Source organism: Cellulomonas sp. P5_E12 (genome assembly GCF_054049315.1).
In genome coordinates, this window is record NZ_JBFUMP010000002.1 from 176,006 (window position 1) to 198,694 (window position 22,689).

24 protein-coding genes and 2 riboswitches are annotated in these 22,689 nt (G+C 73.4%); of the genes, 15 read left to right on the forward strand and 9 right to left on the reverse strand.

Annotated features, from left to right (window positions below; genetic code table 11):
• Window positions 1–8 precede the first annotated feature (8 nt).
• Together ACXJKA_RS02210 and ACXJKA_RS02215 are read left to right on the forward strand one after the other, a co-directional pair.
• A complete protein-coding gene (locus ACXJKA_RS02210) occupies window positions 9–1,049 on the forward strand; it encodes a FecCD family ABC transporter permease (RefSeq protein WP_456823532.1) in 1,041 nt (346 codons plus the stop codon).
• Window positions 1,046–1,846: an ABC transporter ATP-binding protein gene (locus ACXJKA_RS02215; protein ID WP_456823533.1), complete on the forward strand. Its 801-nt coding sequence runs from the start codon at window positions 1,046–1,048 to the stop codon at window positions 1,844–1,846. The genes ACXJKA_RS02210 and ACXJKA_RS02215 overlap by 4 nt, the downstream gene beginning before the upstream one ends.
• Here ACXJKA_RS02215 and ACXJKA_RS02220 read toward each other — a convergent pair.
• Entirely contained in the window at window positions 1,843–2,655 is an 813-nt protein-coding gene (locus ACXJKA_RS02220; protein WP_456823534.1) for a DNA/RNA non-specific endonuclease, read from the reverse strand. The genes ACXJKA_RS02215 and ACXJKA_RS02220 overlap by 4 nt on opposite strands.
• Here ACXJKA_RS02220 and ACXJKA_RS02225 point away from each other — a divergent pair, their 5' ends adjacent.
• Window positions 2,656–4,113, forward strand: a complete 1,458-nt coding sequence (locus ACXJKA_RS02225; protein WP_456823535.1) for an amidohydrolase family protein — start codon at window positions 2,656–2,658, stop codon at window positions 4,111–4,113. It abuts the gene before it with no gap.
• A gap of 29 nt (window positions 4,114–4,142) precedes the next feature.
• The gene (locus ACXJKA_RS02230; protein ID WP_456823536.1) at window positions 4,143–5,177 is read left to right on the forward strand and encodes an alcohol dehydrogenase catalytic domain-containing protein; all 1,035 of its coding nucleotides are present in this window, start codon (window positions 4,143–4,145) and stop codon (window positions 5,175–5,177) included.
• Here ACXJKA_RS02230 and ACXJKA_RS02235 read toward each other — a convergent pair.
• Complete coding sequence (locus tag ACXJKA_RS02235; protein WP_456823537.1) at window positions 5,164–6,117, reverse strand: DMT family transporter; 954 nt, start codon at window positions 6,115–6,117, stop codon at window positions 5,164–5,166. The genes ACXJKA_RS02230 and ACXJKA_RS02235 overlap by 14 nt on opposite strands.
• A gap of 323 nt (window positions 6,118–6,440) precedes the next feature.
• Window positions 6,441–7,787: a DUF222 domain-containing protein gene (locus ACXJKA_RS02240; RefSeq protein WP_456823538.1), complete on the reverse strand. Its 1,347-nt coding sequence runs from the start codon at window positions 7,785–7,787 to the stop codon at window positions 6,441–6,443.
• A 133-nt stretch (window positions 7,788–7,920) separates the two neighbouring features.
• Between ACXJKA_RS02240 and ACXJKA_RS02245 the strand changes: the two genes are divergently transcribed.
• From ACXJKA_RS02245 to ACXJKA_RS02275, 7 genes are all read left to right on the forward strand, one after another.
• Window positions 7,921–8,076, forward strand: a complete 156-nt coding sequence (locus tag ACXJKA_RS02245) for a hypothetical protein (RefSeq protein WP_456823539.1) — start codon at window positions 7,921–7,923, stop codon at window positions 8,074–8,076.
• 549 nt (window positions 8,077–8,625) lie between these two features.
• Entirely contained in the window at window positions 8,626–8,880 is a 255-nt protein-coding gene (gene purS / locus ACXJKA_RS02250) for a phosphoribosylformylglycinamidine synthase subunit PurS (protein WP_456823540.1), read from the forward strand.
• Complete coding sequence (purQ, locus tag ACXJKA_RS02255) at window positions 8,877–9,572, forward strand: phosphoribosylformylglycinamidine synthase subunit PurQ (RefSeq protein ID WP_456823541.1); 696 nt, start codon at window positions 8,877–8,879, stop codon at window positions 9,570–9,572. The genes purS and purQ overlap by 4 nt, the downstream gene beginning before the upstream one ends.
• Before the next feature lies 1 nt (window position 9,573).
• Window positions 9,574–10,545, forward strand: a complete 972-nt coding sequence (locus ACXJKA_RS02260) for a GNAT family N-acetyltransferase (protein WP_456823542.1) — start codon at window positions 9,574–9,576, stop codon at window positions 10,543–10,545.
• A gap of 184 nt (window positions 10,546–10,729) precedes the next feature.
• Window positions 10,730–11,815 carry an LLM class flavin-dependent oxidoreductase gene (locus ACXJKA_RS02265; protein ID WP_456823543.1) on the forward strand — a complete coding sequence of 362 codons (1,086 nt, stop codon included), beginning with the start codon at window positions 10,730–10,732 and terminating at the stop codon, window positions 11,813–11,815.
• 9 nt (window positions 11,816–11,824) lie between these two features.
• Window positions 11,825–13,201 (forward strand): NtaA/DmoA family FMN-dependent monooxygenase, encoded by a 1,377-nt coding sequence (locus tag ACXJKA_RS02270; protein WP_456823544.1) that lies wholly within the window; start codon window positions 11,825–11,827, stop codon window positions 13,199–13,201.
• Window positions 13,201–13,998 (forward strand): DUF1684 domain-containing protein, encoded by a 798-nt coding sequence (locus ACXJKA_RS02275; RefSeq protein WP_456823545.1) that lies wholly within the window; start codon window positions 13,201–13,203, stop codon window positions 13,996–13,998. Before ACXJKA_RS02270 ends, ACXJKA_RS02275 begins: the two co-directional genes overlap by 1 nt.
• Here ACXJKA_RS02275 and ACXJKA_RS02280 read toward each other — a convergent pair.
• Window positions 13,995–14,312 carry a hypothetical protein gene (locus tag ACXJKA_RS02280; protein WP_456823546.1) on the reverse strand — a complete coding sequence of 106 codons (318 nt, stop codon included), beginning with the start codon at window positions 14,310–14,312 and terminating at the stop codon, window positions 13,995–13,997. The genes ACXJKA_RS02275 and ACXJKA_RS02280 overlap by 4 nt on opposite strands.
• A gap of 110 nt (window positions 14,313–14,422) precedes the next feature.
• Here ACXJKA_RS02280 and ACXJKA_RS02285 point away from each other — a divergent pair, with 110 nt between their 5' ends.
• Complete coding sequence (locus ACXJKA_RS02285; RefSeq protein ID WP_456823547.1) at window positions 14,423–14,905, forward strand: pyridoxamine 5'-phosphate oxidase family protein; 483 nt, start codon at window positions 14,423–14,425, stop codon at window positions 14,903–14,905.
• A 4-nt stretch (window positions 14,906–14,909) separates the two neighbouring features.
• Here ACXJKA_RS02285 and ACXJKA_RS02290 read toward each other — a convergent pair whose 3' ends face one another.
• Genes ACXJKA_RS02290 through ACXJKA_RS02300 form a run of 3 tightly spaced genes read right to left on the reverse strand, consistent with a single transcriptional unit; the run spans window position 14,910 to window position 17,233 of the window.
• Window positions 14,910–15,521, reverse strand: a complete 612-nt coding sequence (locus ACXJKA_RS02290; RefSeq protein WP_456823548.1) for a DUF1345 domain-containing protein — start codon at window positions 15,519–15,521, stop codon at window positions 14,910–14,912.
• A gap of 42 nt (window positions 15,522–15,563) precedes the next feature.
• On the reverse strand, window positions 15,564–16,760 hold the full coding sequence (locus tag ACXJKA_RS02295; RefSeq protein ID WP_456823666.1) for an O-succinylhomoserine sulfhydrylase: 1,197 nt from the start codon (window positions 16,758–16,760) through the stop codon (window positions 15,564–15,566).
• A 59-nt stretch (window positions 16,761–16,819) separates the two neighbouring features.
• Window positions 16,820–17,233: a rhodanese-like domain-containing protein gene (locus ACXJKA_RS02300; RefSeq protein WP_456823549.1), complete on the reverse strand. Its 414-nt coding sequence runs from the start codon at window positions 17,231–17,233 to the stop codon at window positions 16,820–16,822.
• Between the two features lie 10 nt (window positions 17,234–17,243).
• Window positions 17,244–17,344, reverse strand: a riboswitch (SAM riboswitch).
• Window positions 17,345–17,462: 118 nt separating this feature from the next.
• Window positions 17,463–17,577, forward strand: a riboswitch (SAM riboswitch).
• A 45-nt stretch (window positions 17,578–17,622) separates the two neighbouring features.
• Between ACXJKA_RS02300 and ACXJKA_RS02305 the strand changes: the two genes are divergently transcribed.
• The 3 genes from ACXJKA_RS02305 (at window position 17,623) to ACXJKA_RS02315 (ending at window position 20,424) form a co-directional block, all read left to right on the forward strand.
• Entirely contained in the window at window positions 17,623–19,017 is a 1,395-nt protein-coding gene (locus tag ACXJKA_RS02305) for an aminotransferase class V-fold PLP-dependent enzyme (protein ID WP_456823550.1), read from the forward strand.
• Between the two features lie 173 nt (window positions 19,018–19,190).
• Window positions 19,191–19,559, forward strand: a complete 369-nt coding sequence (locus tag ACXJKA_RS02310; protein ID WP_456823551.1) for a YrdB family protein — start codon at window positions 19,191–19,193, stop codon at window positions 19,557–19,559.
• Between the two features lie 148 nt (window positions 19,560–19,707).
• Complete coding sequence (locus ACXJKA_RS02315; RefSeq protein WP_456823552.1) at window positions 19,708–20,424, forward strand: fasciclin domain-containing protein; 717 nt, start codon at window positions 19,708–19,710, stop codon at window positions 20,422–20,424.
• Window positions 20,425–20,478: 54 nt separating this feature from the next.
• On the opposite strand, the gene ACXJKA_RS02320 is transcribed toward ACXJKA_RS02315, so the two are convergent.
• Together ACXJKA_RS02320 and ACXJKA_RS02325 are read right to left on the reverse strand one after the other, a co-directional pair.
• Entirely contained in the window at window positions 20,479–21,348 is an 870-nt protein-coding gene (locus ACXJKA_RS02320; protein WP_456823553.1) for a MaoC family dehydratase, read from the reverse strand.
• Entirely contained in the window at window positions 21,345–22,688 is a 1,344-nt protein-coding gene (locus tag ACXJKA_RS02325) for a 3-oxoacyl-ACP reductase (protein ID WP_456823554.1), read from the reverse strand. Before ACXJKA_RS02325 ends, ACXJKA_RS02320 begins: the two co-directional genes overlap by 4 nt.
• Window position 22,689 lies beyond the last annotated feature (1 nt).

A 22,689-nucleotide genomic window follows, 5' to 3' on the forward strand; every position in this document is an offset into this window, starting at 1 on the left:
GTGACACCGTGACCGGCGTGCTGACGGTCGGCCCTGGCGCGGAGCCCGTCGTCGCCCTTCGCTGGCACCGCCGACCCATCGTCGTCTGCGTCATCGCCCTCGTGGTCGTGCTCGTCACCATGCTGGTCACACTGGCAGCCGGGGAGCTCGGGATCTCGCTCGCGGACCTGCCGACCGTCGTCGCGGGGAACGGGACGCGGGTGCAGGAGTGGGTGCTGTGGACCAACCGGCTGCCGCGGCTGCTGGTCGGTGCGGCGGCCGGCGCGTCGTTCGCGGTCTCCGGGGCGATGTTCCAGTCGGTCACCCGCAATCCCCTGGGCAGCCCCGACGTCATCGGTCTCGGGGCCGGCGCGGCCGCGGGTGCGGCGGCGGCAGGCCTCCTGTGGCCCGGCGTGGTGCCGGTACCGGTCGGGGCGCTGATCGGCGCGGGCATCGCGATCGGGGCCGTCTATCTCGGCTCGGGCGCCGGCTTCCGCGCACCGCTGCGCATGGTGGTCGTCGGCATCGCGGTCGGGGCGATGTCGCTCGCGTTCGTGCAGCTCGCACTCGCGCGGGCCACCCGCGAGGACGCGCAGGTCATCGCCGCCTACCTCAACGGGAGCCTGGCCGCGCGGTCGTGGGCGGACGTCGTGCTCATCGTCGTCGCGCTGCTGGTGCTCCTGCCCGCCGCCCTGGTGCTCACCGGGCCGATGCAGCTGGTCGAGATGGGCGACGAGGTGGCCGTGTCGGTCGGCGTCCCCGCCGACCGGGTGCGCACGTGGGCCGTGGTCGTGGGCGTGCTGCTCACCGCCGCGGCCGTGACCGTCAGCGGGCCCATCGCGTTCGTCGCGCTCACCGCGCCGCAGATCTCGCGCCGCCTGACCCGCTCGACCGGTCCCGGCATGGTCGCGGCCGCGTGCTGCGGCGCCGCGGTGCTCGTCGTGGCGGACCTGATCGCCCAGTACGCCGTGCCCGGCGTCGTCTATCCCGTCGGGGTCGTCACCGCCGCGCTCGGCGGCGTGTACCTCGCGGTCCTGCTGGTCCGCGAGTGGAGAAGGAGTGCTGCGTGAACGGTCCGCCGCTGGAGGCGTCAGACCTGACGCTCGCCTACGACCAGCTCGTCGTCGCCACGGGCCTGTCCGTGCAGATCCCGCAGTCGTCGTTCACGGTCATCATCGGGCCGAACGGCTGCGGCAAGTCGACGCTGCTGCGCGCGCTGGGTCGCACCCTCAAGCCCCGTGCGGGGCAGGTGCTGCTCGACGGCGTGCCCATCGCGTCGCTGAAGAGCAAGGACGTCGCGCGGCGCCTCGCCCTGCTCCCGCAGAGCCCGATCGCGCCCGAGTCGATCACGGTCGGCGACCTCGTCGCCCGCGGGCGCTACCCGCACCAGGGTCTGCTCCGGCAGTGGTCCGCCGCCGACGCCCGCGCGGTCGCCGACGCCCTCGACGCCACGGAGGTGGCCGACCTGCGTGAGCGGTTCGTCTCCGAGCTCTCCGGTGGCCAGCGGCAACGGGTGTGGCTGGCCATGGCGCTCGCGCAGCAGACCGACCTGCTGCTGCTCGACGAGCCGACGACGTTCCTCGACATCGCCCACCAGTTCGAGGTCATGGACCTGTGCGCGCGCCTGCACGAGGAGGGGCGGACGCTCGTCGCCGTCCTGCACGACCTCAACCAGGCGGCCCGGTACGCCACGCATCTCATCGCGATGAAGGCCGGCGTGGTCGTCGCCGAGGGTCCGCCGTCCGAGGTAGTCACCGAGCCGCTCGTCCGCGAGGTCTTCGGGCTCGCGTGCCGCGTGGTGCCCGACCCCGAGACGGGGACGCCGATGGTGGTGCCCGCGCGCCGCGACGCGCACGTCCGGCACTAGAGGGTCATCTCCTCCAGCGCGGTCAGTGGCACCCAGCGCTCGCGGTCGCCCTGGGCCCCCACGGGTGCGAGGACGTCGGCGTCGACCAGCGGCCCGAGGTCCAGCCTGGTGAGGCCCTCGACGTCCGCCACGGGCACCTGGAAGGTCCTGAACGGCCCGAGCGGCGGCACCTCGTCGGCGGCTGATCGTCGCTCGATCCCCGCCACCAGCGACGTCTGGTCGAGCACGAACGCGGTCGCCCGCAGCTGCCCGTCCTCCGACGCCCACGCGGCCACCTTCCAGAACAGCCGCGGGATGCCGATGCCGCGGTACACCGGGTCGTCGTCGGCGAGCACCGGACCCGTGAAGACCGACAGCCGGCGCGCGTTCGCCCGCGCGTACCCCAGGACGTGGTCCTCGAGGCCCACCCACAGCAGCTCGCCCTGGTTGAAGGCCGAGGCCTGCGGGGCGGCGTTCGGATAGGCGAACGTGTCGAAGTTGGCCCGCCGCGCCACCACGAGGTCGCCCCAGACCGGGTCCCTGCGCCGGACCAGGTGCCCCCGGTCGAGGTCGTTGCGCACGTACAGCTCCGGGCCGGCCTGCTCGTCTGCAGGGACCCGCGGGTCGAGGTGCCAGTCGTCCCCCCGCTCCAGGTCCACCAGCTGCGCACCGTCGATGTTGACCGCCGTCGCGGCCGCGAGCCGGCGCTCCGGGTCGAGCAGCACGGTGAAGTGCGTCGACGGGAGCACCCGGACGCTCTGCGCCGGTACCGGCAGCGGCACCCGCGGACCGAGGAACGTGGGGTCGTATCCCGCCTCTACGGTGCTCACATGGGGACCGTATCGACTGCTCTTCTTCTCCGCTCAGCGCGGCTCGTGGGCACCGACGAGCCCGTCGACGTCCTGCTGCGAGACGGCCGGGTCGCCGCCGTCGGGCCGATGCTCTCCGCCCCAGGTGCGTCGACCGTCCCGCTCGACGGCCGGTGGCTGATGCCGGGCCTCTGGGACGCGCACGTGCACCTCACGCAATGGGCGCTGGCCCGGCGCCGACTCGACGTCTCGCCGGCCACCTCCGCCGCGCACGCTGCGTCGCTCGTCGCAGCGGCGCCCCGTCCCGTCCCCGGCACTGCGCTCGTCGGCTACGGCTTCCGCGACGGGCTCTGGCCAGACGCGCCGACAGCCGCCCTGCTCGACTCGGTCGTGGGCGACGTGCCCGTCGTCCTCGTCTCCGGCGACCTCCACTGCGCCTGGGCCTCGACCGCGGGTCTGCACTTCCTCGGTGTGCAGTCGCACCCCACCGGGCTGCTGCGCGAGTCGGAGTGGCTCCCGCTCTCGGGCGCAGTCGACCACGTCCCCGACGACGTCGCCGACGCCCTCGTCGACGACGCTTCCGCCGCGGCCGCCGCGCGCGGGGTCGTCGGCGTGGTCGACCTCGAGATCGCCGACAACGTCTCCGTCTGGCGCCGTCGCGCGGCTGCCCGACCCGGACGGCTCCGGGTGCGGGCGGGCGTCTGGGAGGAGTTCCTCGACCGCGTGGTACGTGAGGACCTGCACACCGGGGACACGATCGCCGGCCTGGTCACCCAGGGCCCGCTCAAGGTCATCACGGACGGCTCGCTGAACACGCGCACCGCCTACTGCCACGACCCCTACCCGGGGCTGACCGGCCCGAACGCCCGCGGGATCCTCGCCGTCCCGGCCTCCCGGCTGGCGCCACTGATGGCCCACGCGACCCGGCACGGCCTGCGCTGCGCCATCCACGCGATCGGCGACGCGGCCAACGCTCTGGCCCTGGACGCGTTCGCGGCGTCCGGCGCCGCCGGTTCGATCGAGCACGCGCAGCTGGTGTCCTGGGACGACGTCGCGCGGTTCGCGTCGCTCGGGGTCGTGGCGAGCGTGCAGCCCGAGCACGCGATGGACGACCGCGACGTCGCCGACCACCACTGGGCGGGCCGCACCGACCGCGCCTTCGCGTTCGGCGCCCTGCATGCCGCCGGCGTGAGGCTCGCACTCGGGTCGGATGCCCCGGTGGCCCCGCTGGACCCGTGGATCGCCGCCGATGCCGCCGTCACCCGCTCCCGCGCCGGCCGATCCCCCTGGCACCCCGAGCAGGTGCTGGACAGGCGGGTCGCGCTGGAGTCGTCGGTCGACGGCCGCGGGCTCGTCCCTGTCGTCGGCGCGCCCGCGGACCTCGTCGTCCTGGATGCCGACCCGTTGTCCGCCCCGCTGCGAGGGATGCCGGTGGCCGGGACGCTCGTCGCCGGCGAGTGGACGCACCTCTCGTTCTGAGCTCGCGTCGCATCCGCGAGGATGGGGCGATGCGTGCCGTGGTGATCGACCAGTTCGGCGTCCCTCCGACCCTGCGCGAGGTCCTGGCGCCCACCTGCCCTGCCGACGGCGTCGTCCTGCGGGTGACGGCCACCGGCGTCTGCCGCTCGGACTGGCACGGCTGGCAGGGTCACGACGACGACATCACGCTCCCGCACGTCCCGGGCCACGAGTTGGCCGGCGTGGTCGTCGAGGTCGGGCCCGGCGTCCGCTCGTGGAACGTCGGCGACGAGGTCACCGTGCCGTTCGTGTGCGCCTGCGGCACCTGCCCGGCGTGCCTGGCCGGTGAGCACCAGGTGTGTGAGAGGCAGCGGCAGCCCGGATTCACCGACGACGGCTCGTTCGCTGAGCTCGTCGCCCTCCACCACGCCGATGTGAACCTGGTCCGCCTGCCGGCCGGCATGTCACCGGTCACCGCCGCCGGGCTCGGGTGCCGGTTCGCCACCGCCTACCGCGCGTTCACCGTCCACGGTCGCCCAGGTCCCGGCGAGTGGGTCGCCGTGCACGGCTGTGGCGGGGTCGGGCTGTCCGCCGTGATGATCGCCGCGGCCGCGGGAGCCAAGGTGGTCGCGGTCGACGTCTCTCCGGCCGCGCGCTCGGCGGCGCTCGAGATGGGTGCGTCCGTGGTCCTCGACGGGTCCGGCGACGTCGGTGCCCAGGTCCACGCCGTGACCGGCGGGGGAGCCGCGGTGTCCATCGACGCCCTCGGCAGCCGGGAGACCGCTGCGGCATCGATCCTGTCGCTGCGCCGTCGCGGTCGGCACGTCCAGGTGGGCCTCCTGCTGGGTGCGGATGCCGCCCCGCCGCTCCCGATGGGTCGCGTCATCGGCTGGGAGCTCGAGATCTATGGCAGCCACGGCATGGCGGCGCACGAGTACCCCGCGATGCTCGCCCGGATCGCGTCGGGGGAGCTCGACCCGTCCCGCCTGGTCGGTCGGACGATCCCGCTGGACGACGCCCCCGCCGCGCTCGCCGCCCTGAGCGCGGGTTCTCCGGGCCCGGGCATGACGGTCATCGTTCCCTGACGAGCTCCACCCCGTCCGGCACCGGCTGCGGCGCCTCGGCCGCGGCCGCCCGCCGCCGGGCGGCTCCCCACTGCGTCAGCGCCACGCCGGCGAGGACCACCGCACCGCCGACAGGTTCGTACCAGTGCAGGCCCTCGTGCAGGACGAGCACGCCCAGCGTCGTCGACACGAGTGGGATCACGTAGGTGACGCTCGCCGTCACGGTGGCGCCGGCGATCGCGAGCACCCGCCAGAAGAGGACGTAGGCCAACCCGGTTCCGCCGAGCCCGAGCGCGAGGATAGCGAGAGCTGGCGCCGGTGCGAGAGGCCCCGCGAGCGGCGTGGACACCGCGAACGGCAAGATCAGTACCGCGCCGACGGCCAGTTGGATTGCCGGCAGGGCGACGTTGGACAGGCCGGTGCCGGTGAGCCGACGGCGGCTCCACGCGTTGCCGAGGCCGTAGCAGAACGTCGCGCCGAGCAGCATGAAGCCGCCCGCCAGGTCGATCGCACCCGAGTCCCAGACCCCGAGTAGCACCGCGATGCCGCCGAACCCGATGACCAGACCGCCGACCTGCATGCGGTCCGGCCTCTCGGCCGGGAGCAGCAGTGCGACGAATACCGCCGTGAACAGGGGCGTCGTCGCGTTCACCAACCCCGCCAGCACGGAGCTGACCCGCTGCTCCGCGAGCGCGAACAGCACGAACGGGATCGCCGTCATCACCGCGCCGACGACCACGAAGTCACCGATCGAGCGCCTCTCCACCCGCACGCGCTCACGCCGCACCACCAGGATCAGCGCGAGCATGACGAACCCGACGGCGATCCGCCCGAAGGCCACCTGCGTCGGGGCGAACGTCTGCAGCGCCGTCGCGATGAACAAGAAGCTGCATCCCCACAGCGCCGCGAGCAGCAGGTAAGGGGCGATCCAGCCGCGGCTCGAGGGTGCGGGAGAACTCATGGGCGCATCCTCTCCCGCCCCGCTGGCATCCCTGTCCACCCCTCCATGCCCATCACACCCTTCGTCAGTCGAGCCGTCGCCGCGGCATGGGGAGCCGTTACCGCTTGCGGTGCTGAGGCAGATTCCTCGGTCGATGAAGGCCGCAGATCGGGCTGTGCCCGCTTCGGACGACCGTCGCCCAGAGCAGGCGATACCTCTGTAGACGCCGCTCGGGTAGGGAGTGTGAGCCCATCTCGACATCCGGTGTGATGGGCTCGATGACTTCACGCGTTGGAGGGCGCCCGAGCGACGTCGTCGTCAGAGAGTGGTCCCGACGAGTCGCGTCAGAAGGGTGGGTCGCCGAGGTCCGCGCGCGGTGGCGGTGGTGGTCGGTGTTCGAGGGCGCTGGCGGTGATGTGGACGGGGATGGGGTGGCGGGCGTAGGTCAGCCCGTGCCGGTCGGTCCAGGTGGAGACGCCGGTGGCGGGGTTGTAGGTGACGTTCCACCAGCCTTCGGTCTTGGCTTGGTGGTGGTGCTTGCACAGGGCGTGCAGGTTCGCCTCGCAGGTCTGCGGGTCATGCCCATCGGGTGGTCGGTCGTGGTCGTAGGGGATGCGGTGGTCGATCTCGCAGCGGGTGGCGGGTTGCCGGCAGCCCGGGAAGGTGCAGGTCACGTCGCGGGCCTGGATGGTGCGGGTCAGGTCCGCGCCCGGCCGGTAGGTGTCGGTGCCCACGGAGCACACCTGCCCGGTGCGCGGGTCGGTCAGGACGCGTCGCCAGGTGCCGTCTTGGGCGAGCTCGCGGGCGACCTGGGCGGGGATCGGCCCATAGGAGCCGAGGAACCCCGGGGCGTCGTCCAGACCCAGCAGGGTGGAGGCGGCGACGGTGACCTGGACGGCGACGCGTTGCCCGTGCTTGCGGGGCAGCGGGGTGCCGTCGGGGGTGGTCTGCCGGTCCAGGATGCCGGTGAACACGTCCGTGAACGCGTCCGCCCGGCGCTGATCCACGGTCCGGGTGTCACCGTCGGTCCCGGTGTGCCCGGCCAGGGCGTCGATCGCGGTGAACGCCGCGGTCGCCTCGGCGGCGGGCAGGTAGGCGATGAGGCGGGCCATCGCGTCGGGGGCCAGGTCCAGGAACACCCCACGCCGGTCCCGTTCGGTGACGCGCCGCTTCTCGGCGAGGCCCGGGTTCAACGCGATCAGCGTGGCGCGCAGGTGCCGGGTCAGCTGCGGGGCGGTCAGGTCCCCGGCCCGGTGCACCGCGTCGGCCACCACGAGGTCCAGGTCGTGGGGGTCGATGCCGGCCCCGGCCTTGGAGACCTCGTCCAGGATCACGTCGACCTTGCGCCCCTCGATGGCACCGGCCGCCCACGCGTCCCCGACGGCGGGGTGCTGGGCGGCACCCCAGGCGCGCAGGAAGACGATCTCGGCGGCCCGTTTCGTGCACACCAGGGCGCACGCCAGCTCATCGGGCACGTGCCGCAACGCATCCGGGGTGCGCGCCCCGAGCTCGCGGGCGAACGAACCCTGCAGCGCCTGCAGCATGGTGATCGCCTGCTGCGTGGCCGCGACCGCGTTGACCAGGGCCGCCCCCGACACCTCCGCCACGGGCACCGTGGTCAGCATCGCCACCAGCTCCGCCAAGCCGACCTCGGCCAGCGGGAAGTCCTCCACCGCGCCCAGATCGATCACCCGCGCATCCCGCTCCGGCACGGGCGCAGCACCCGGGCGCCTGCCGTGCCCGGAGTCCGCCCATACCAGCGCGGGAGGGGCGGGCGGTGTCGGAGAGGGCGCGGCCGGCAACGAGGCGGGCACATCGACGGCCGTGAGAGGCAACGAAGCGGACACGCTCGCCGAGGCCGAGGCCGAGCCCGAGGCCGAGGCCGAGCCCGAGCCCAAGCCCGAGCCCGAGGCCGAGCCCGACCCCGGGGCCGAGGCCGAGGCCGAGCTCGATCCCGGGTTCGGGGCCGGGCATGGGTGAGGGGCCGGAGTCGGAGCCGTGTACGTGTGGTCGGTTCCGTACCCGGCGAGGCCGACGCGCGTGGTCTCGGCCAGAACTGCCGTCATCGTCGCCACCTCCCGCCATGCGAACTGCCCGATCCGGGCATAGAACAAATGTACGACCGACCACTGACATTCATCCCTGAAGAGCACAAACGCGGCGGCGGGCAGCGCCATTGGGCTGATCGTCATGACGTTGTGGGTGTCGCGGAACCCGAGACGGTGGGTCCCACAACGTCCGAAGCGGGTCGCCCGGGCGGCTGGTGGACCCGGGTCCGCGCCCACGTCGCGCTCGTCGTCGCCCTGTTCGCAGCGCTCGTCGCGACCCGAGGTCATGAACTCGACCCGAGCATGATCGCCGCAGCGGACGCCTTCCACATCCCTCACGGGCCACGCGCGGCCGGTCGACGGATTCGCCGAGAGCCTCGACCCTCGTGGCCACCGACTGAACGCCTGCGCAGAGGCGCCCCTCGCACTCGCTAGAATCGCCGCGACCCCCCACCGCCGCGCGAACACCTGGAGCCCTTTCGTGGGACGAGTCGTCGTCGATGTCATGCCGAAGCCCGAGATCCTCGACCCCCAGGGCAAGGCCGTCGCCGGCGCCCTGCCGCGGCTCGGGTTCGGGCAGTTCGCGTCCGTCCGCCAGGGCAAGCGGTTCGAGCTCGAGGTCGACGGGCCGGTGACCGAGGAGATTCTCGCGGCGGCTCGCGCGGCCGGAGAGCACGTGCTGTCCAACCCGGTGATCGAGGACGTGGTCGCGGTGTACGAGGACACGCAGGCATGACGCGCATCGGCGTCGTCACCTTTCCCGGCACGCTGGACGACCGCGACGCCGCGCGCGCGGTCCGCCTCGCGGGCGCCGAGGCGGTCTCCCTCTGGCACGGCGACGCCGACCTGCACGGGGTCGACGCCGTGGTGCTCCCCGGCGGCTTCTCCTACGGCGACTACCTGCGCGCGGGCGCCATCAGCCGCTTCGCGCCGGTGATGGGCGAGATCGTCGACGCCGCGCACAAGGGTCTGCCGGTCCTGGGCATCTGCAACGGCTTCCAGGTGCTCACGGAGGCCCACCTGCTCCCCGGCTCGATGATCAAGAACGACCACCTGCACTTCGTGTGCCGCGAGCAGGTCCTCTCGGTCGACAACGTCGACACGGCCTGGACCCGCGACTACACGGCGGGGGAGCACATCACGATCCCGCTGAAGAACCAGGACGGGCAGTACGTCGCCGACGAGCACACGCTCGACGAGCTCGAGGGCGAGGGCCGCGTGGTCTTCCGCTACCAGGGCTGGAACCCGAACGGCTCCCGCCGCGGGATCGCCGGCATCTCGAACGCCGCGGGCAACGTGGTCGGCCTCATGCCGCACCCCGAGCACGCGGTCGAGCAGGGCTTCGGCCCCGACGGCGCCCAGGGGCCCCGCACGGGCACCGACGGCCTGCGCTTCTTCACGTCCGTGCTGAAGGCGCTGGTCGGCTGAGTTGAGCACCACGCTCGCCCTGGTCGACTGGGACGACCCCGATGCCGCGCGCCTGCGCACCGCTCAGCAGGACGAGCTCCGGGACCTGTACGGCGAGGACGACATCGGCCACGCGATGACGGGCGAGAGCATCCTCGCGATGGTCCTGCTGCGCGTCGACGGTGAGCCCGTGGCGTGCGGCGCGATCCGCGACGCGTCCGATGAAGGGCTGGGCGACGGCGTCGGCGAGCTCAAGCGCATGTTCGTCGTCCCGGCCGCCCGCGGCCGCGGGTACTCCCGCGCGGTGCTCATGGAGCTGGAGGACATCGCGCGGCGTATAGGGCTGCGGAGGCTCGTCCTGGAGACCGGCGTCCTGCAGTCGCAGGCGATCGGCCTGTACCTGTCCGCCGGCTACCACTCGATGGACAACTTCGGCGAGTACGCGACCGAGACGGCGTCGCGCTGCTTCACCAAGGACCTCGACCGGCAGCCGCGTGAGCGTCGATCCGCACCGCGCCCCCCGATCGAGCTGGCCCGCGTCGCGTGGACCGACGAGGACGCGACGGCCCTGCGCAAGGAGATGTTCGCCGACGGCGCCATCCGCTACCCCGAGTTCGACGCGCCCGAGTCCTACGAGGCGTACGACGCCGAGACCGGTGTCGGCATGCTCTCCACGGTCGTCGCACGCATCGACGGCCGCGCGGTCGGGTGCGCCTCGCTGCGCACCACCGGCGACGGCTTCCCCCTGGGCTCGGGTGAGCTGAAGAAGGTCTGGGTGGCCGACGAAGCCCGCGGCACCGGCGTCGCCCGCGCGCTGCTCGCGGCGATCGAGGACGACGCCCGCGCGCACGGTCTGACCAGCGTCGTCCTGCAGACGGGCATCCGGCAGCCGGAGGCCGTCACGCTCTACCGCACCGCCGGCTACCGGCCCGTGCCGCCGTTCGCGCCTTACGCGGACGACTTCCTCTCGCTGTGCTTCGCGAAGGACATCTGAACGCCCGTCTCACATCGCGGGAACTTCCGACCGAACCCTGGTCAGGCCGTCGACTCGTTCTTACCTTGTGCGCGCCATCCCGAGCGACCGAGAGACCTGGCTCGTCGACGTCGCAGCAACCCCCCGGCCACCCGGGTGCGGGTGCTCCTGCCAGGACCGATGCGCCCGACGACCGGAAGACACGATGACCCTCCCTGACACGTTCCCCGTCGCTGTCGAGCTGACGGCCGCAGGCCTCCACCCCGCTGCCTGGCGCCTGCACCCGACCGACGCCTTCGCGGCACAGCACTGGGTCCGCCTCGCGCGGGCGGCCGAGAGCGCCGGTGCCACGTTCGTGATCGTCGACGACTCGGCCGCGCCGCCCGTCGAGCGCCCCGGCGCCCTCGTCGGCGGTCTGGACGCCGTGGGCGTCGCCGCCCTCCTCGGCCCGCTCACCGACCGCGTGGGCCTCGCGCCCGTCGTGCCGGTCACCTACCGCGAGCCGTTCCACGTGGGCAAGGAGATCCAGACGGTCGACCACGTCAGCCTCGGCCGCGCTGCGGTGCAGGTCGACGTGGCGGCGCCCGCGGGCGACAGCGGCGCGGGCGCCGAGGCGCTGCGGTACGACGAGCGAGTCCCGCGGGACGTGGCGGCGCTGTGGCGCGAGGCCGACGACGTGCTCGAGGTCCTCGGCCGGCTCTGGGACAGCTGGGAGGACGACGCGATCGTCCTCGACGCCGAGCACGACCGGTACATCGACCGCACCCGCGTGCACGCGATCGAGTTCAGCGGCGAGTTCTTCTCGGTGCAGGGCGCCTCGATAACGCCCCGCTCGCCGCAGGGCCGCCCGGTCGTGATCGTCCGCGGGGACGAGCCGCACGCCCGCGAGGTCGCGGCACGCCGCGCGGACGTCGTCCGGGTTGCCGACGAGGCGAACGTGCCGCTCGTGCGGGCGGCCGCGGCGGAGGCCGGACGCGAGGTGATCGTGCTGCTCGACGTGGACGTGCTGCTCGGCACGTCCGACGACCACGCCCGCGCACGCCTCGCGGCGCTCGACGCCCTCGAGCCGTGGCCCACGGACGCGATCGTGGCCGGCCCGGAGACCGCGGCGTCGACCCTGGCGGCGCTCGTCGCGAGCTCCGGCGCCGACGGGCTCACCATCCGTCCGCTGGCCCTGGCGAGCGACCTCCCGCTGCTCGGCGCCGCGATCACCCCCGTGGAGCAGAGGGCGAGCCTGCGCGACTCCCTCGGCCTGCCCCGCCCCACCAGCCGCTACGCGGCCGCTCGCTAAGGACCCCCGATGCCCAAGCAGATCCACCTCGCAGCCCACTTCCCCGGTGTCAACCACCACACGGTCTGGACCGACCCGAGCCACCACGCCGACACGCAGTCGTCGTTCGCGTCGTTCCAGCACCTGGCCGCCACCGCCGAGCGCGGGCTGTTCGACTTCGTGTTCCTCGCCGAGGGACTGCGCCTGCGCGAGCACCGCGGCCAGCTGGTCGACCAGGACGTCGTCGGCCGCCCGGACACCTACGCGGTCCTCGCCGCGCTGGCCGGCGTCACGTCGAGAGTCGGCCTCGCCGGCACCATCAACGCGACCTTCAACGACCCGTACGAGCTCGCCCGCCAGTTCGCGACGCTCGACCACCTCTCGGCGGGCCGCGCCGCGTGGAACGTCGTGACCTCGTCGGACGCCTTCCACGGCGCGAACTTCCGCCGCGGCGGCTACCTCGCCTACGAGGACCGGTACGAGCGCGCGCGCGAGGTCGTCGAGACCGCCCGTGCCCTGTGGGACGCGTGGGCGGCGGACGCGGTCGTGGCCGACGCCGCGTCGGGCGAGTTCGTCCGCCCCGGCTCGCTGAGCACGGTCCGCACGGGCGGCCGCCTGGTCGACATCGAGGCCACGCCCACGATCCCGCGCCCGCCGCAGGGTCACCCTGTCATCCTCCAGGCCGGCGACTCCGACGGCGGCCGCGAGCTGGCCGCGCAGGTGGCCGACGCGGTCTTCTCCCGGCACAGCGAGCTCGCTGACGGCCAGGCGTTCTACACCGACGTCAAGGGCCGCCTGGCGAAGTACGGCCGACGCCCCGAGGACCTGCTGATCCTGCCCGGCGCGTCGTTCGTGCTGGGCGACACCGAGGCCGACGCCGAGGAGAGGCTGCGCGCGATCCAGCTCCAGCAGGTCCGGCCCAGCGTCGCGCGCTCGTTCGTCGAGCAGGTGTGGAACCGCGACCTGTCGGAGTACGACGTCGACGGCCCGCTGCCCGCCATCGACCCGCTGGTCGACGCCCCGTCGATCACGAAGGGCCGCGCCTCGCACTTCCGCGACCCGCTGGCCATCGCCAACCAGTGGCGTGAGCTGTCCGAGGCCAAGGGCCTGTCCATCCGCGACCTGGTCATCCAGGTGATCGGCCGCCACTCGTTCGTCGGCACGCCGGAACGCGTGGCCGCCGAGATCGACCGGTACGTGCAGGAGGACGCCTCCGACGGCTTCATCCTCGTGCCGCACCTGACGCCGCACGGGCTCGACGAGTTCGTCGACCGCGTGGTCCCGCTGCTGCAGGAGCGGGGCTCGTTCCGCACGTCCTACGAGGGCTCGACCCTGCGCGAGCACCTCGGACTCCCGCCGGCCGACGCCTTCGGCCGCACCGCCGACGCCGATGTGAGGGCCAGCTGATGACGACCACGACCGAGCGTTCCGCCTTCGTCGCCGAGTGGGAGGACTGGCACGCCACGCGCGAGGCCTACTTCCGGCAGCCGCACGGCTGGGTGGCGATCACCGCGCTGCACTGGCTGTCCGGCGAGCCACGACGGCTCGCAGATGTCCCCGGGCTCTGGTCGGCGGACGGCGTCGTGCGCATCGAGGCGGTTGCCGACGAGGACCTCGTCCTCCCGGACGGCACGACCGTCGACGGCGTCGCGACGATCGACCCGGTCGAGGGTGCGCCGGGCCTGCAGCTCCGCGCGGGTGACCTCCTGCTCGAGGTCGCCCGCCGCACGGGTCACGCGATCGTCCGCGTGCACGACCCGTCCGCCCCGCAGCTGGCCGCGTTCGAGGGCATCCCGGCGTACGCGCCGTCCCAGGACTGGGTGCTGACCGGGCGGTTCGAGCCGTACGACGAGTCCCGCACGGTCACCACGGGCGCGGTCGTCGACGGCCTCGAGCACCACCACACCGCCGTCGGCACCGTGCACTTCGCGGTCGCCGGGATCCCGCAGTCGCTCATCGTCTTCGACGGGGGCGCCCGCGGCCTCAGCGTCCTGTTCCGGGATGCGACCAGCGGCGTCACCACCTACCCCGCCTCGCGCACGCTCGCGCTGGGCCCGGTGGCCGAGGACGGCACGGTGACGCTCGACCTCAACCGTGCCAGCAACCTGCCGTGCGGCCTGACGCAGTTCGCGACGTGCCCGATCCCGCCGCCGGAGAACGTCCTGACGGTCGCGGTCGAGGCCGGGGAGCAGTGGGTGCGCTAGCCCTTCGACGCGCGCAGGCGGGCGATCTCCGCGAACCGCATCCACTCGTCCTCGAGCGCGGCGGGCAGCGCGACCCAGTCGTAGAACAGCCGTCCGCTGTCGCCGGGTGACCAGACCGTGACGCCGGGCAGCGCCAGCGCCTCCGCGTGCTCGGCGCTGTCCCGGCCGAGCTTGACCACGAGGCGGTCGCCGCCGACGTGCCCGGCGAACATGGTCGAGCCGACCTTGAGGATCGGCCGGCCCATCATCTGTGCGCGTGTGGCGCCGCGCGCGACCAGGTCGTCGGCGATCGCCTCGTAGTCGCTCTCGGTCATGGACCGAGCATCCCGCGCCCCTCCGACATGCGACAGCCGCGCGGGCGTGCCTACGGTGGCCCGGCCGCCGCGGTCAGCAGCCCCGCGAGCGCGCCGCTCGAGGAGGACGCATGACGAACGAGGACCAGCAGGCCAAGGTCGCGGAGCTGATCAAGGACGCCCGGATCGCGATGCTCACCACGGTGTCGGCGGACGGCTCGCTGGTGAGCCGGCCCATGGGCGTGCAGGACGTGGACTTCGACGGGGACCTCTGGTTCTTCGCCGAGGAGGGCAGCCACAAGGTGCACGAGGTCGAGGGCGGCAGCCCCGCCAACGCGGCCTTCTCGGACTCGACGGCCTGGGTGTCGGTCTCGGGTCGCGCCGAGGTGGTCCGCGACCGCGCCAAGATCAAGGAGCTGTGGGGCACGTCGGCCGAGGCCTGGTTCCCGGACGGTCCGGAGACGCCCGGCGTGGTCCTGGTCGTGCTCCGCGGCGAGACGGCGGAGTACTGGCACGCCAAGGGCGGTCGCCTGACGACGGCGTTCAGCCTGGTGAAGGCCAAGGTCACCGGCGAGCGCTACGACGGCGGCGAGAACGAGACCGTCCGGCTCTGAGCGGTCACATCGACGCGACGAGGTTCACCAGCAGCGCGATGATCACGGTCCCGAACAGGTAGCTGAGCAGCGCGTGCCCCAGAGCGGTGCGCCGCATCGCCGACGACCCGAGGTCGGTGTCGGAGATGGCGAAGCTCATGCCGACGGTGACGGCGACGTACGCGAAGTCGGTGTACCGCGGCGCCTCCCGCATGTGGAAGTCGATCCCGCCGGCGTCGTCCGTCAGGTACATCCGCGCGTACCGCAGCGCGAACACCGTGTGGATCGCGGCCCAGGACGCGAGCACGCTGGCCAGCACCGCGATCGTCGGCAGCAGCTGACCGATCTCCCTGTCGACCAGGACGAACCCGATCCCCGCGAGCGTCACCAGCGCGGCGGCGAGGACGACCGCGTGCGCGCCGAACCTCGTCGGCTCCTCGCGGGTGGCGTGCGACGCGGTGTCCTCGGGACCCATCGACGCGATGGCCGCCCACGTCCACACGACGAACACGGCGGCCACGGTCGCCCAGCCCGCCAGAACCGCGGCGACCACCGAGGTCCAGCCGACGATGGCGGCGACGGCGACCCCGGCCAGCACGCCGACCAGCAGACGCACCAGCGACGACGAGTTGCTCACGCCGTCAGTGTTCCGCGCGGGACCGACGCGATCGGGGAGGCGTCAGCCGGCGAGTGTGTCGAGCGCCTGCGCGAGGTCGTCGATCAGGTCCGCCGGGTCCTCGAGGCCCACCGAGAGCCGGACCGTCGTCTCCGCGATGCCGACGGCCGCACGACCCTCGGGACCCAGCTTGCGGTGCGTCGTCGTCGCGGGGTGCGTGACCATCGACTTGGCGTCGCCGAGGTTGTTCGAGATGTCGACGATCCGCAGCGCGTCGAGCACGCCGAACGTGACCTTCTTCGCGACGTCGGGCTGCGCACCCTCGGGCACCGCGAGGTTGAACGTCACGACGGTGCCCCCGCCGGACTGCTGCGCGAGCGCGAGCTCGTGCTGCGGGTGCGACGGCAGGTACGGGTAGCGGACCAGCGAGACGCCGGGCTGCTGCTCGAGCCACGTCGCCACCTGCAGGGCCGACGCGGTCTGGTGCCGCACGCGCAGCGACAGCGTCTCGAGGCCCTTGAGCAGCACCCACGCGTTGAACGCCGACAGCGACGGCCCGGTGTTCCGGATGAGCGTCTGCACGGGACCGTGCACGTACTCGTCGGTGCCCAGGATCGCGCCGCCGAGCACGCGCCCCTGCCCGTCGATGTGCTTGGTCGCGGAGTACACGATGACATCCGCCCCGAGCTCGAGCGGGCGGGAGAGCACGGGCGTGGCGAAGACGTTGTCGACGATCACGGTCGCGCCCGCGGCGTGCGCGAGCCGGCTGACCGCCGCGATGTCGACCAGGTCCTGCATCGGGTTGGACGGCGTCTCGAAGAACACCACGTCCGCCGGCGTCGACAGCGCCTCCTCCCACTGCGACAGGTCGTGGCCGTCGACGTAGTCGGTGCGCACGCCCCACTTGGCCAGGATCTCCTCGAAGATCACGACCGTGGACCCGAAGAGCGCCCGCGCAGACACGATGCGCGACCCCGACTGCACGATCGCGGCGATGGACGTGAAGACGGCGGACATGCCGGACGCGGTGGCGTACGCGGCCTCCGCACCCTCGAGCAGGCGCAGCCGCTCCTCGAACGTGGACACCGTGGGGTTGCCGTAGCGCGAGTAGAGGAACCGGTCGGCCTCGCCGGCGAAGGCGGCCTCGGCCTCGGCGGCCGCGTCGTAGACGTAGCCCTGCGTGAGGAACAGCGCCTCGGAGGTCTCCTGGAACTGCGAGCGCACCAGCCCGCCGCGCACGGCGAGGGTGTCGGGCCGCAGGTCGGTGCGCGGGGTGCGGCGGTCGTCCCAGTCGCCGGGGCCGGGGACGCGGCGGGGGCTCACGCCTGCCGCCAGGGCAGACCGGCGGCACGCCAGCCGGAGTGGCCGCGGTGGCCGTCCGCGCCGACGTCGCCCTCGAATCCCTCGAGCACGTTGTAGGCCGGACCGAGCCCCGCCGACGTCGCGGCCTGCGCGGCGGCGACCGAGCGCACGCCCGAGCGGCACAGGAAGACGACCGGCCGGCCGGCCGTGACGCCGGCGTCGGCCAGCTGCTTGAGGAACTGCGGGTTGGGCCGTCCCGACGGGTACGACACCCACTCGACGAGCGCCGAGCGGCCGTCGATCTGGGCGGGGTCGGCGATGCCGACGTAGCGCCACTCGGCGTCGGTCCGCACGTCGACGAGCACAGCGGTCTCGTCGGTCGTGAGGAGGTCCCAGGCCTGCTGGGGGGTCAGGTCGCCGGCGTAGCTCATGCAGATCCTCGTCTCATCGGTCCTGGCGGTAGCACCCTCGGCCGGGCACAAGGTGCCCGCGGGTTGCTGCGGCGTCGTCGAGCCAGATCTCTCGGCCGCTCTGGATGGTGCCGGTGATGCTACGCGCGGCGGCACCGTCGCTCCAAGTAGTGGACAAGGTGTCCCGGCAGGCGAGACGAACCGCGCGGTGCGTTGACAGGCGCCTTGGGCTGCCGCGACCCTCGTTGCAGGTCATGAGCGCCAGCGTCAAGCCCCGGCTCGCTGGCCGGCAACCCTCCTCCGCGGTGGGGTGCCCCGGGTGACGACCTGGCCGCGTCCCGTCCGGGACCCGGCAAGCGCGGGGTTCCACCTGTCGTAGGTGTCCCCCCGGAACGTGTCGGAGGACTTCCATGACCATCATCGCCGAGCGCGCCTCGTGTGCCTCCGTCGACGAGGTGAGCGCGCTGCTCCCGGTCGTCGGCGGCACCACCACCGTCCCGCTGGTCGACGGCACCCAGCGCGTCTACGCCAACCTCGACTACGCCGCCAGCGCCCCCGCGCTCGAGGCCGTCGCGACGCGTGTGACCGAGGTGCTGCCGCTGTACGCGTCCGTGCACCGCGGTGCCGGGTACCTGTCGCAGGTGTCCACCGCGCTGTACGAGTCCGCGCGGGAGACCATCGCGCGGTTCGTCGACGCGCGTCCCGACGACGTCGCGATCATCACCCGCAACACCACGGACTCGCTCAACCTCCTGGCCGGCGTCGTGCCGGACGGCGGTCGCGTGCTCGTGCTGGACGTCGAGCACCACGCCAACCTGCTGCCCTGGGTGCAGTCGACGGAGCGCCACGGCAACCGGACGACGATCCTGCCCATCAAGGACACCGTGGCCGCGACGCTCGACGCCCTGCGCGCCGAGCTCGCCCGCCAGCCGTACGCGCTGGTCACGATCACGGGCGCGTCCAACGTGACGGGGGAGGCGCTGCCGATCGACGAGGTCGTCGCGCTCGCCCACGCCGAGGGCGCCCGCGTGGCCGTCGACGGCGCCCAGCTGGTGCCGCACCGCGGCTTCTCGCTGGCGGCGACCGACGCCGACTACGTGGCGTTCTCGGGCCACAAGACGTACGCACCGTTCGGCGCGGGGGCCCTGGTCGGCCGCCGCGACTGGCTGGACACGGGCACTCCGTACCTCGCAGGGGGAGGTGCGGTGCGCGACGTGCGGACCGATCGGACCGTCTGGCAGCCGGCGCCCGCACGGCACGAGGCGGGTTCGCCCAACGTGCTCGGGGCGATCGCCCTGGCCGAGGCGTGCGACCAGCTGGCGGCCCTCCCCGCCGGCGCCCTCGCCGCTCACGAGGAGGCCCTCCGGGCGCGCCTCGTCGAAGGACTGTCGCGCATCGACGGCGTCGAGATCGCGCGCATCTGGCCCGACTCCGCGGCCCCCGTCGGCGTCCTCACGTTCACCGTGCCGGACCACGACCCGGGCCTGGTCGCGGCCTACCTCGCCGCCGAGCACGGCATCGGCGTGCGCGACGGCCGGTTCTGCGCCCACCCCCTCCTCGCGCACCTCGGTGCGTCGGGCGGCGCCATCCGGGCGTCCGTGGGCGTCGGCACGACGAGCGAGGCGGTCGATCGGCTGGTCGTGGCCCTCACCGCGTACCTCGCCACGGGCCCCCGCGTCCGCTACGAGGTGATCGACGGCTGCTGGGCCGTGGTCGACGACACCCGTCCGCTGCTCGCCGTGCACGGCCTCGACCACCTGGCCGCGACGGCCGCGGCCGCCTGCGGCCCGGCCCTGGACGACTGACCGAACCGGCCGCTGCCGCCCGACCGCCCAGCTCGCCTCCGCGCGTCGAACTCGTTGGTCCGCGTCGAGCTCGTTGGTCGAAACCGGCGAGCTGGACTGCGACCCGCTAGCTCGACGCCAACCCGCGAGTTCGCTGTCCTAGGTCTGTGCCGCCAGTCCGACAGGATGGCCCGATGAGTGCCGCACCTGGGGACCGACACTCCGTCGGGTTGCTCGGCGTGCTCGGCTTCCTCTGCGAGCTCGTGATGATCGGGCTGCTGGCGGTGGCCGGGTGGCGGCTGGGGACGAGCACCGCCCTCTCGGTCGCGCTCGCGGTGGTGCTCCCCGCCGTGGCGATCGCGATCTGGGCCCGCTGGATGGCGCCGGCCTCAGGGCACCGGCTCCGGCGCGGGCCGCGCGTGGCCGCGCAGACGGCGCTGTTCATCGCGGTCGGCACGGTCTGCATCTACGCCGGGCTGACCACCTGGGGGATCGTCTTCAGCGTCGTCGCGTCGGCAGTCTTCGCAGGAGCGAGGGACGCCGATGCCCCGCGACGGATCTGACCTGACCCGCTACGAGGCTCGACCGGCATGATCCGCCGGCGACGTCGCGAGTGTTGCGACGAGTTGCGAGGCACGCTTCGTCGCAGACCCACGACGTCACGATCCCGACTGCATCCGGGCGCCGCCTGACCGGCGAAGAGGAGGCAGGGTGCCCACCGGTGCCCGCGCGGTGCGGCGCTCCGGCGTCGGCCGCGACCGTCGTCCGCAGGAGCTCACCATGAGGATCCGTCGCACGCTCTCCGTCCTTGCCGTCGCAGGTGTCGTCGCCGGCGGGGGACTCGCCCTCGCACCCGCGGCCAGCGCCGCAGCCCCGCCCACTGGCACGTCGAGCCTGGCGGCCCTGCTGGCGTCGGACGGCGACACGTTCGACCGCAACTGGCGCGACTTCGACATCCTCGACCAGGCCGTCGGCGCGGTCCTCGCCGCGAAGCCGTCGAGCCCGGTGGCCGTCCTCGCGGACGGCACGGTCCCGCTGACGGCGTTCCTGCCGAACGACCGCGCCTTCCAGTACCTCGCCAAGGACCTGACGCACCGCTGGTACGGCAGCGAGCAGGAGGTCCTCACGGCGCTCGCGGGCGCGGTCGGCATCGATGCCATCGAGCAGGTGCTGCTGTACCACGTGGTCCCGGGCGCGACGATCGACTCCGGCACTGCGCTGGCCAGCGACAACGCGGTGCTCACGACCGCCCAGGGCGGCACGTTCACGGTCGACGTGATCTCGAAGCGGTTCGGCATCGTGCAGCTGCGCGACCAGGACCGCAACGACCTGAACCCGTTCCTGATCCCGGGCAAGCTCGACCTCAACAAGGGCAACGTGCAGATCGCGCACGCGATCACGTTCGTCCTGCGCCCCGCGGACCTCTGAGACGCACGGACTCTGCAGGATCCGGCGCGGCGAGCCCGGATCCTGCAGGGTCCTTCAGGCCAGAGGCGTGACCGTTCCCGTCAGGTGCGGCTTGCCGCTGCGGGCGTCCCAGCCGGCGAACGTGAACCCGTCGGACGGTGACCCGGCGATCCGGACGGTCACCGTCCCGGGCAGGAGCACGGGCTTGACGAAGTCGACGGACCAGTCGAACGCGTCGCCGCGGCCTGCGCCCACGTCGGCGAGGGCGCGGGAGGCCGTGTACATGCCGTGCGCGATGGCCCGGGGGAACCCGAGGGCCTTGGCGGACAGCGCCGACAGGTGGATCGGGTTGCGGTCGCCCGACACCGCCGCGTACCGCCGCCCGATGTCGCCGTCGAGCGTCCAGCGGCCGGTGGGCGTCGGCGGGACGAAGGTCGGGGCGTCGTCGGCGGCCGAACCCTCCAGGTGCACCCCGCGCGCCAGGTAGGTGGAGACCCCGCGCCAGGCGAGCGTGCCGTCGACCGACACCTCGGTCACCAGGTCGACCTGCGTGCCCGACCGGTGGGGGCGCAGGTCGGCGGCCGACGCGCGGACGTCGACCACGTCGGACAGGGACAGCGGCCGCCGCTGCGAGACCCGGTTGGCCACGTGCACCAGGCCGACGAGCGGCAGCGGAAAGTCGGACCGGGCCATGAGCGCCGTGGCCACCGGGAACGCCAGGACGTGCACGAACCCGGCCGGCAGCTGGTCGGAGGCGGACTCGCCCAGCAGGTGCTGGTAGTCCGTCAGGCGCTCGGACGACGCCTGCACCCCGCGGACCACGTACGAGACCCCGGGCAGGGTCGACGGCCCGGACCGCACCCGACGGGCCACGGCGAGCCCGGCCCCGCGGGCGTACAGCCCGCCGAGCCCCGGTACCTCGGGCAGGACGACGGTCGTCGTCACTGGCCGACCATGTTCTGCCCGCACACGCGCAGCACGCGCCCGACCACCCCGCCGGCGGCGGGGGAGGCCAGGAACGCCACGGTCTCGGCGACGTCGACCGGCTGCCCGCCCTGCTGCAGCGAGTTCAGCCGGCGCGCCACCTGCCGCGTGACGGCGGGGATGCGCGCGGTCATCTCGGTCTCGATGAACCCGGGCGCCACCGCGTTGGCGGTGCCGCCGAAGGCCGCGAGCAGGGGCGCGGTCGCGCGGACCATGCCGATGACGCCGCCCTTGGACGCCGCGTAGTTGGTCTGCCCGCGGTTGCCTGCGATGCCCGAGGTCGACGCCAGCGACACGATCCGCGGGGCGTCCGTGAAGTCGCCGGACGTCAGCAGCGCCTCGTTGATCCGCAGCTGCGACGCGATGTTCACGGCGAGCACCGAGTCCCACTTGTCCGACGACATGTTGGCCAGCAGCTTGTCGCGCGTGATTCCGGCGTTGTGCACGACGACGTCCAGCCGACCGTGCCGCTGCAGCGCGTGCTCCAGCAGCCGCTCGCCGGCGTCCGCCGCCGTGACGTCGAGCTGCAGCGCCGTGCCGCGCACCCGGTTGGCGACCGCGACCAGCTGCTCGCCCGCCGCCGGCACGTCGACCGCGATGACGGTGGCTCCGTCGCGGGCCAGGGTGTCGGCGATCGAGGCACCGATGCCCCGCGCGGCGCCGGTGACGACGGCGACCCGGCCGGCCAGCGGCTTCTCCCAGTCGTCGGGCAGCGCGCCGGCAGCGGAGTCGACCGCCAGCAGCTGTCCGTCGACGAATGCGGACTTGGTCGACAGGAAGAACCGCAGGGCGCCGAGCACCGAGGGGGCCGTGACCGCCACGTCGTCGGCGAGCACGACGCCGTTGCCGGTGGACCCGCCCCGCAGCTCCTTGGCCAGCGACCGCAGCAGACCGTCGACGCCCTGCCGCGCGGCGGCGACCGCGGGGGCGTCATCGGCACCCGCGGCGCGAGAGACCGTGACCACGCGGGCGCCGCGCGGCAGCGACTTGAGCACCGCGCCGGCGGCCATCACCGGCTCGGCCAGCTGGTCGGGGTGCGTCAGCTCGGTGAGCGCGAGGACCACCGCGGCGTACCGGGTGCCGGGTGTGGCGTGCCGGTGCACGTCCAGGTCCCAGTCGTTCGACAGGACGCCGGACAAGGCCGCGGACTCGGAGCCGCGACCGAGCACCAGCACGGCCCCGGCGACCAGCGGCTGCCCGGGCTCGTAGCGCCGCAGGGGTGCGGGCTGCGGCAGCCCGAGCTGCTGGGCGATCTTCTTGGTGAACCCGCTGTTGACCAGGTTGAGGTAGGTGTCGCTCATG

Excerpts from the sequence above, each read along its gene's own strand:
- ACXJKA_RS02270 (WP_456823544.1), top strand. The coding sequence starts at position 11,825 with ATGCCCAAGCAGATCCACCTCGCAGCCCACTTCCCCGGTGTCAACCAC.
- ACXJKA_RS02235 (WP_456823537.1), bottom strand. The coding sequence starts at position 6,117 with ATGAGTTCTCCCGCACCCTCGAGCCGCGGCTGGATCGCCCCTTACCTG.
- ACXJKA_RS02230 (WP_456823536.1), top strand. The coding sequence starts at position 4,143 with ATGCGTGCCGTGGTGATCGACCAGTTCGGCGTCCCTCCGACCCTGCGC.
- ACXJKA_RS02285 (WP_456823547.1), top strand. The coding sequence starts at position 14,423 with ATGACGAACGAGGACCAGCAGGCCAAGGTCGCGGAGCTGATCAAGGAC.
- ACXJKA_RS02310 (WP_456823551.1), top strand. The coding sequence starts at position 19,191 with ATGAGTGCCGCACCTGGGGACCGACACTCCGTCGGGTTGCTCGGCGTG.
- ACXJKA_RS02225 (WP_456823535.1), top strand. The coding sequence starts at position 2,656 with ATGGGGACCGTATCGACTGCTCTTCTTCTCCGCTCAGCGCGGCTCGTG.
- ACXJKA_RS02300 (WP_456823549.1), bottom strand. The coding sequence starts at position 17,233 with ATGAGCTACGCCGGCGACCTGACCCCCCAGCAGGCCTGGGACCTCCTC.
- purQ (WP_456823541.1), top strand. The coding sequence starts at position 8,877 with ATGACGCGCATCGGCGTCGTCACCTTTCCCGGCACGCTGGACGACCGC.
- ACXJKA_RS02280 (WP_456823546.1), bottom strand. The coding sequence starts at position 14,312 with ATGACCGAGAGCGACTACGAGGCGATCGCCGACGACCTGGTCGCGCGC.
- ACXJKA_RS02325 (WP_456823554.1), bottom strand. The coding sequence starts at position 22,688 with ATGAGCGACACCTACCTCAACCTGGTCAACAGCGGGTTCACCAAGAAG.
- ACXJKA_RS02305 (WP_456823550.1), top strand. The coding sequence starts at position 17,623 with ATGACCATCATCGCCGAGCGCGCCTCGTGTGCCTCCGTCGACGAGGTG.
- ACXJKA_RS02265 (WP_456823543.1), top strand. The coding sequence starts at position 10,730 with ATGACCCTCCCTGACACGTTCCCCGTCGCTGTCGAGCTGACGGCCGCA.
- ACXJKA_RS02275 (WP_456823545.1), top strand. The coding sequence starts at position 13,201 with ATGACGACCACGACCGAGCGTTCCGCCTTCGTCGCCGAGTGGGAGGAC.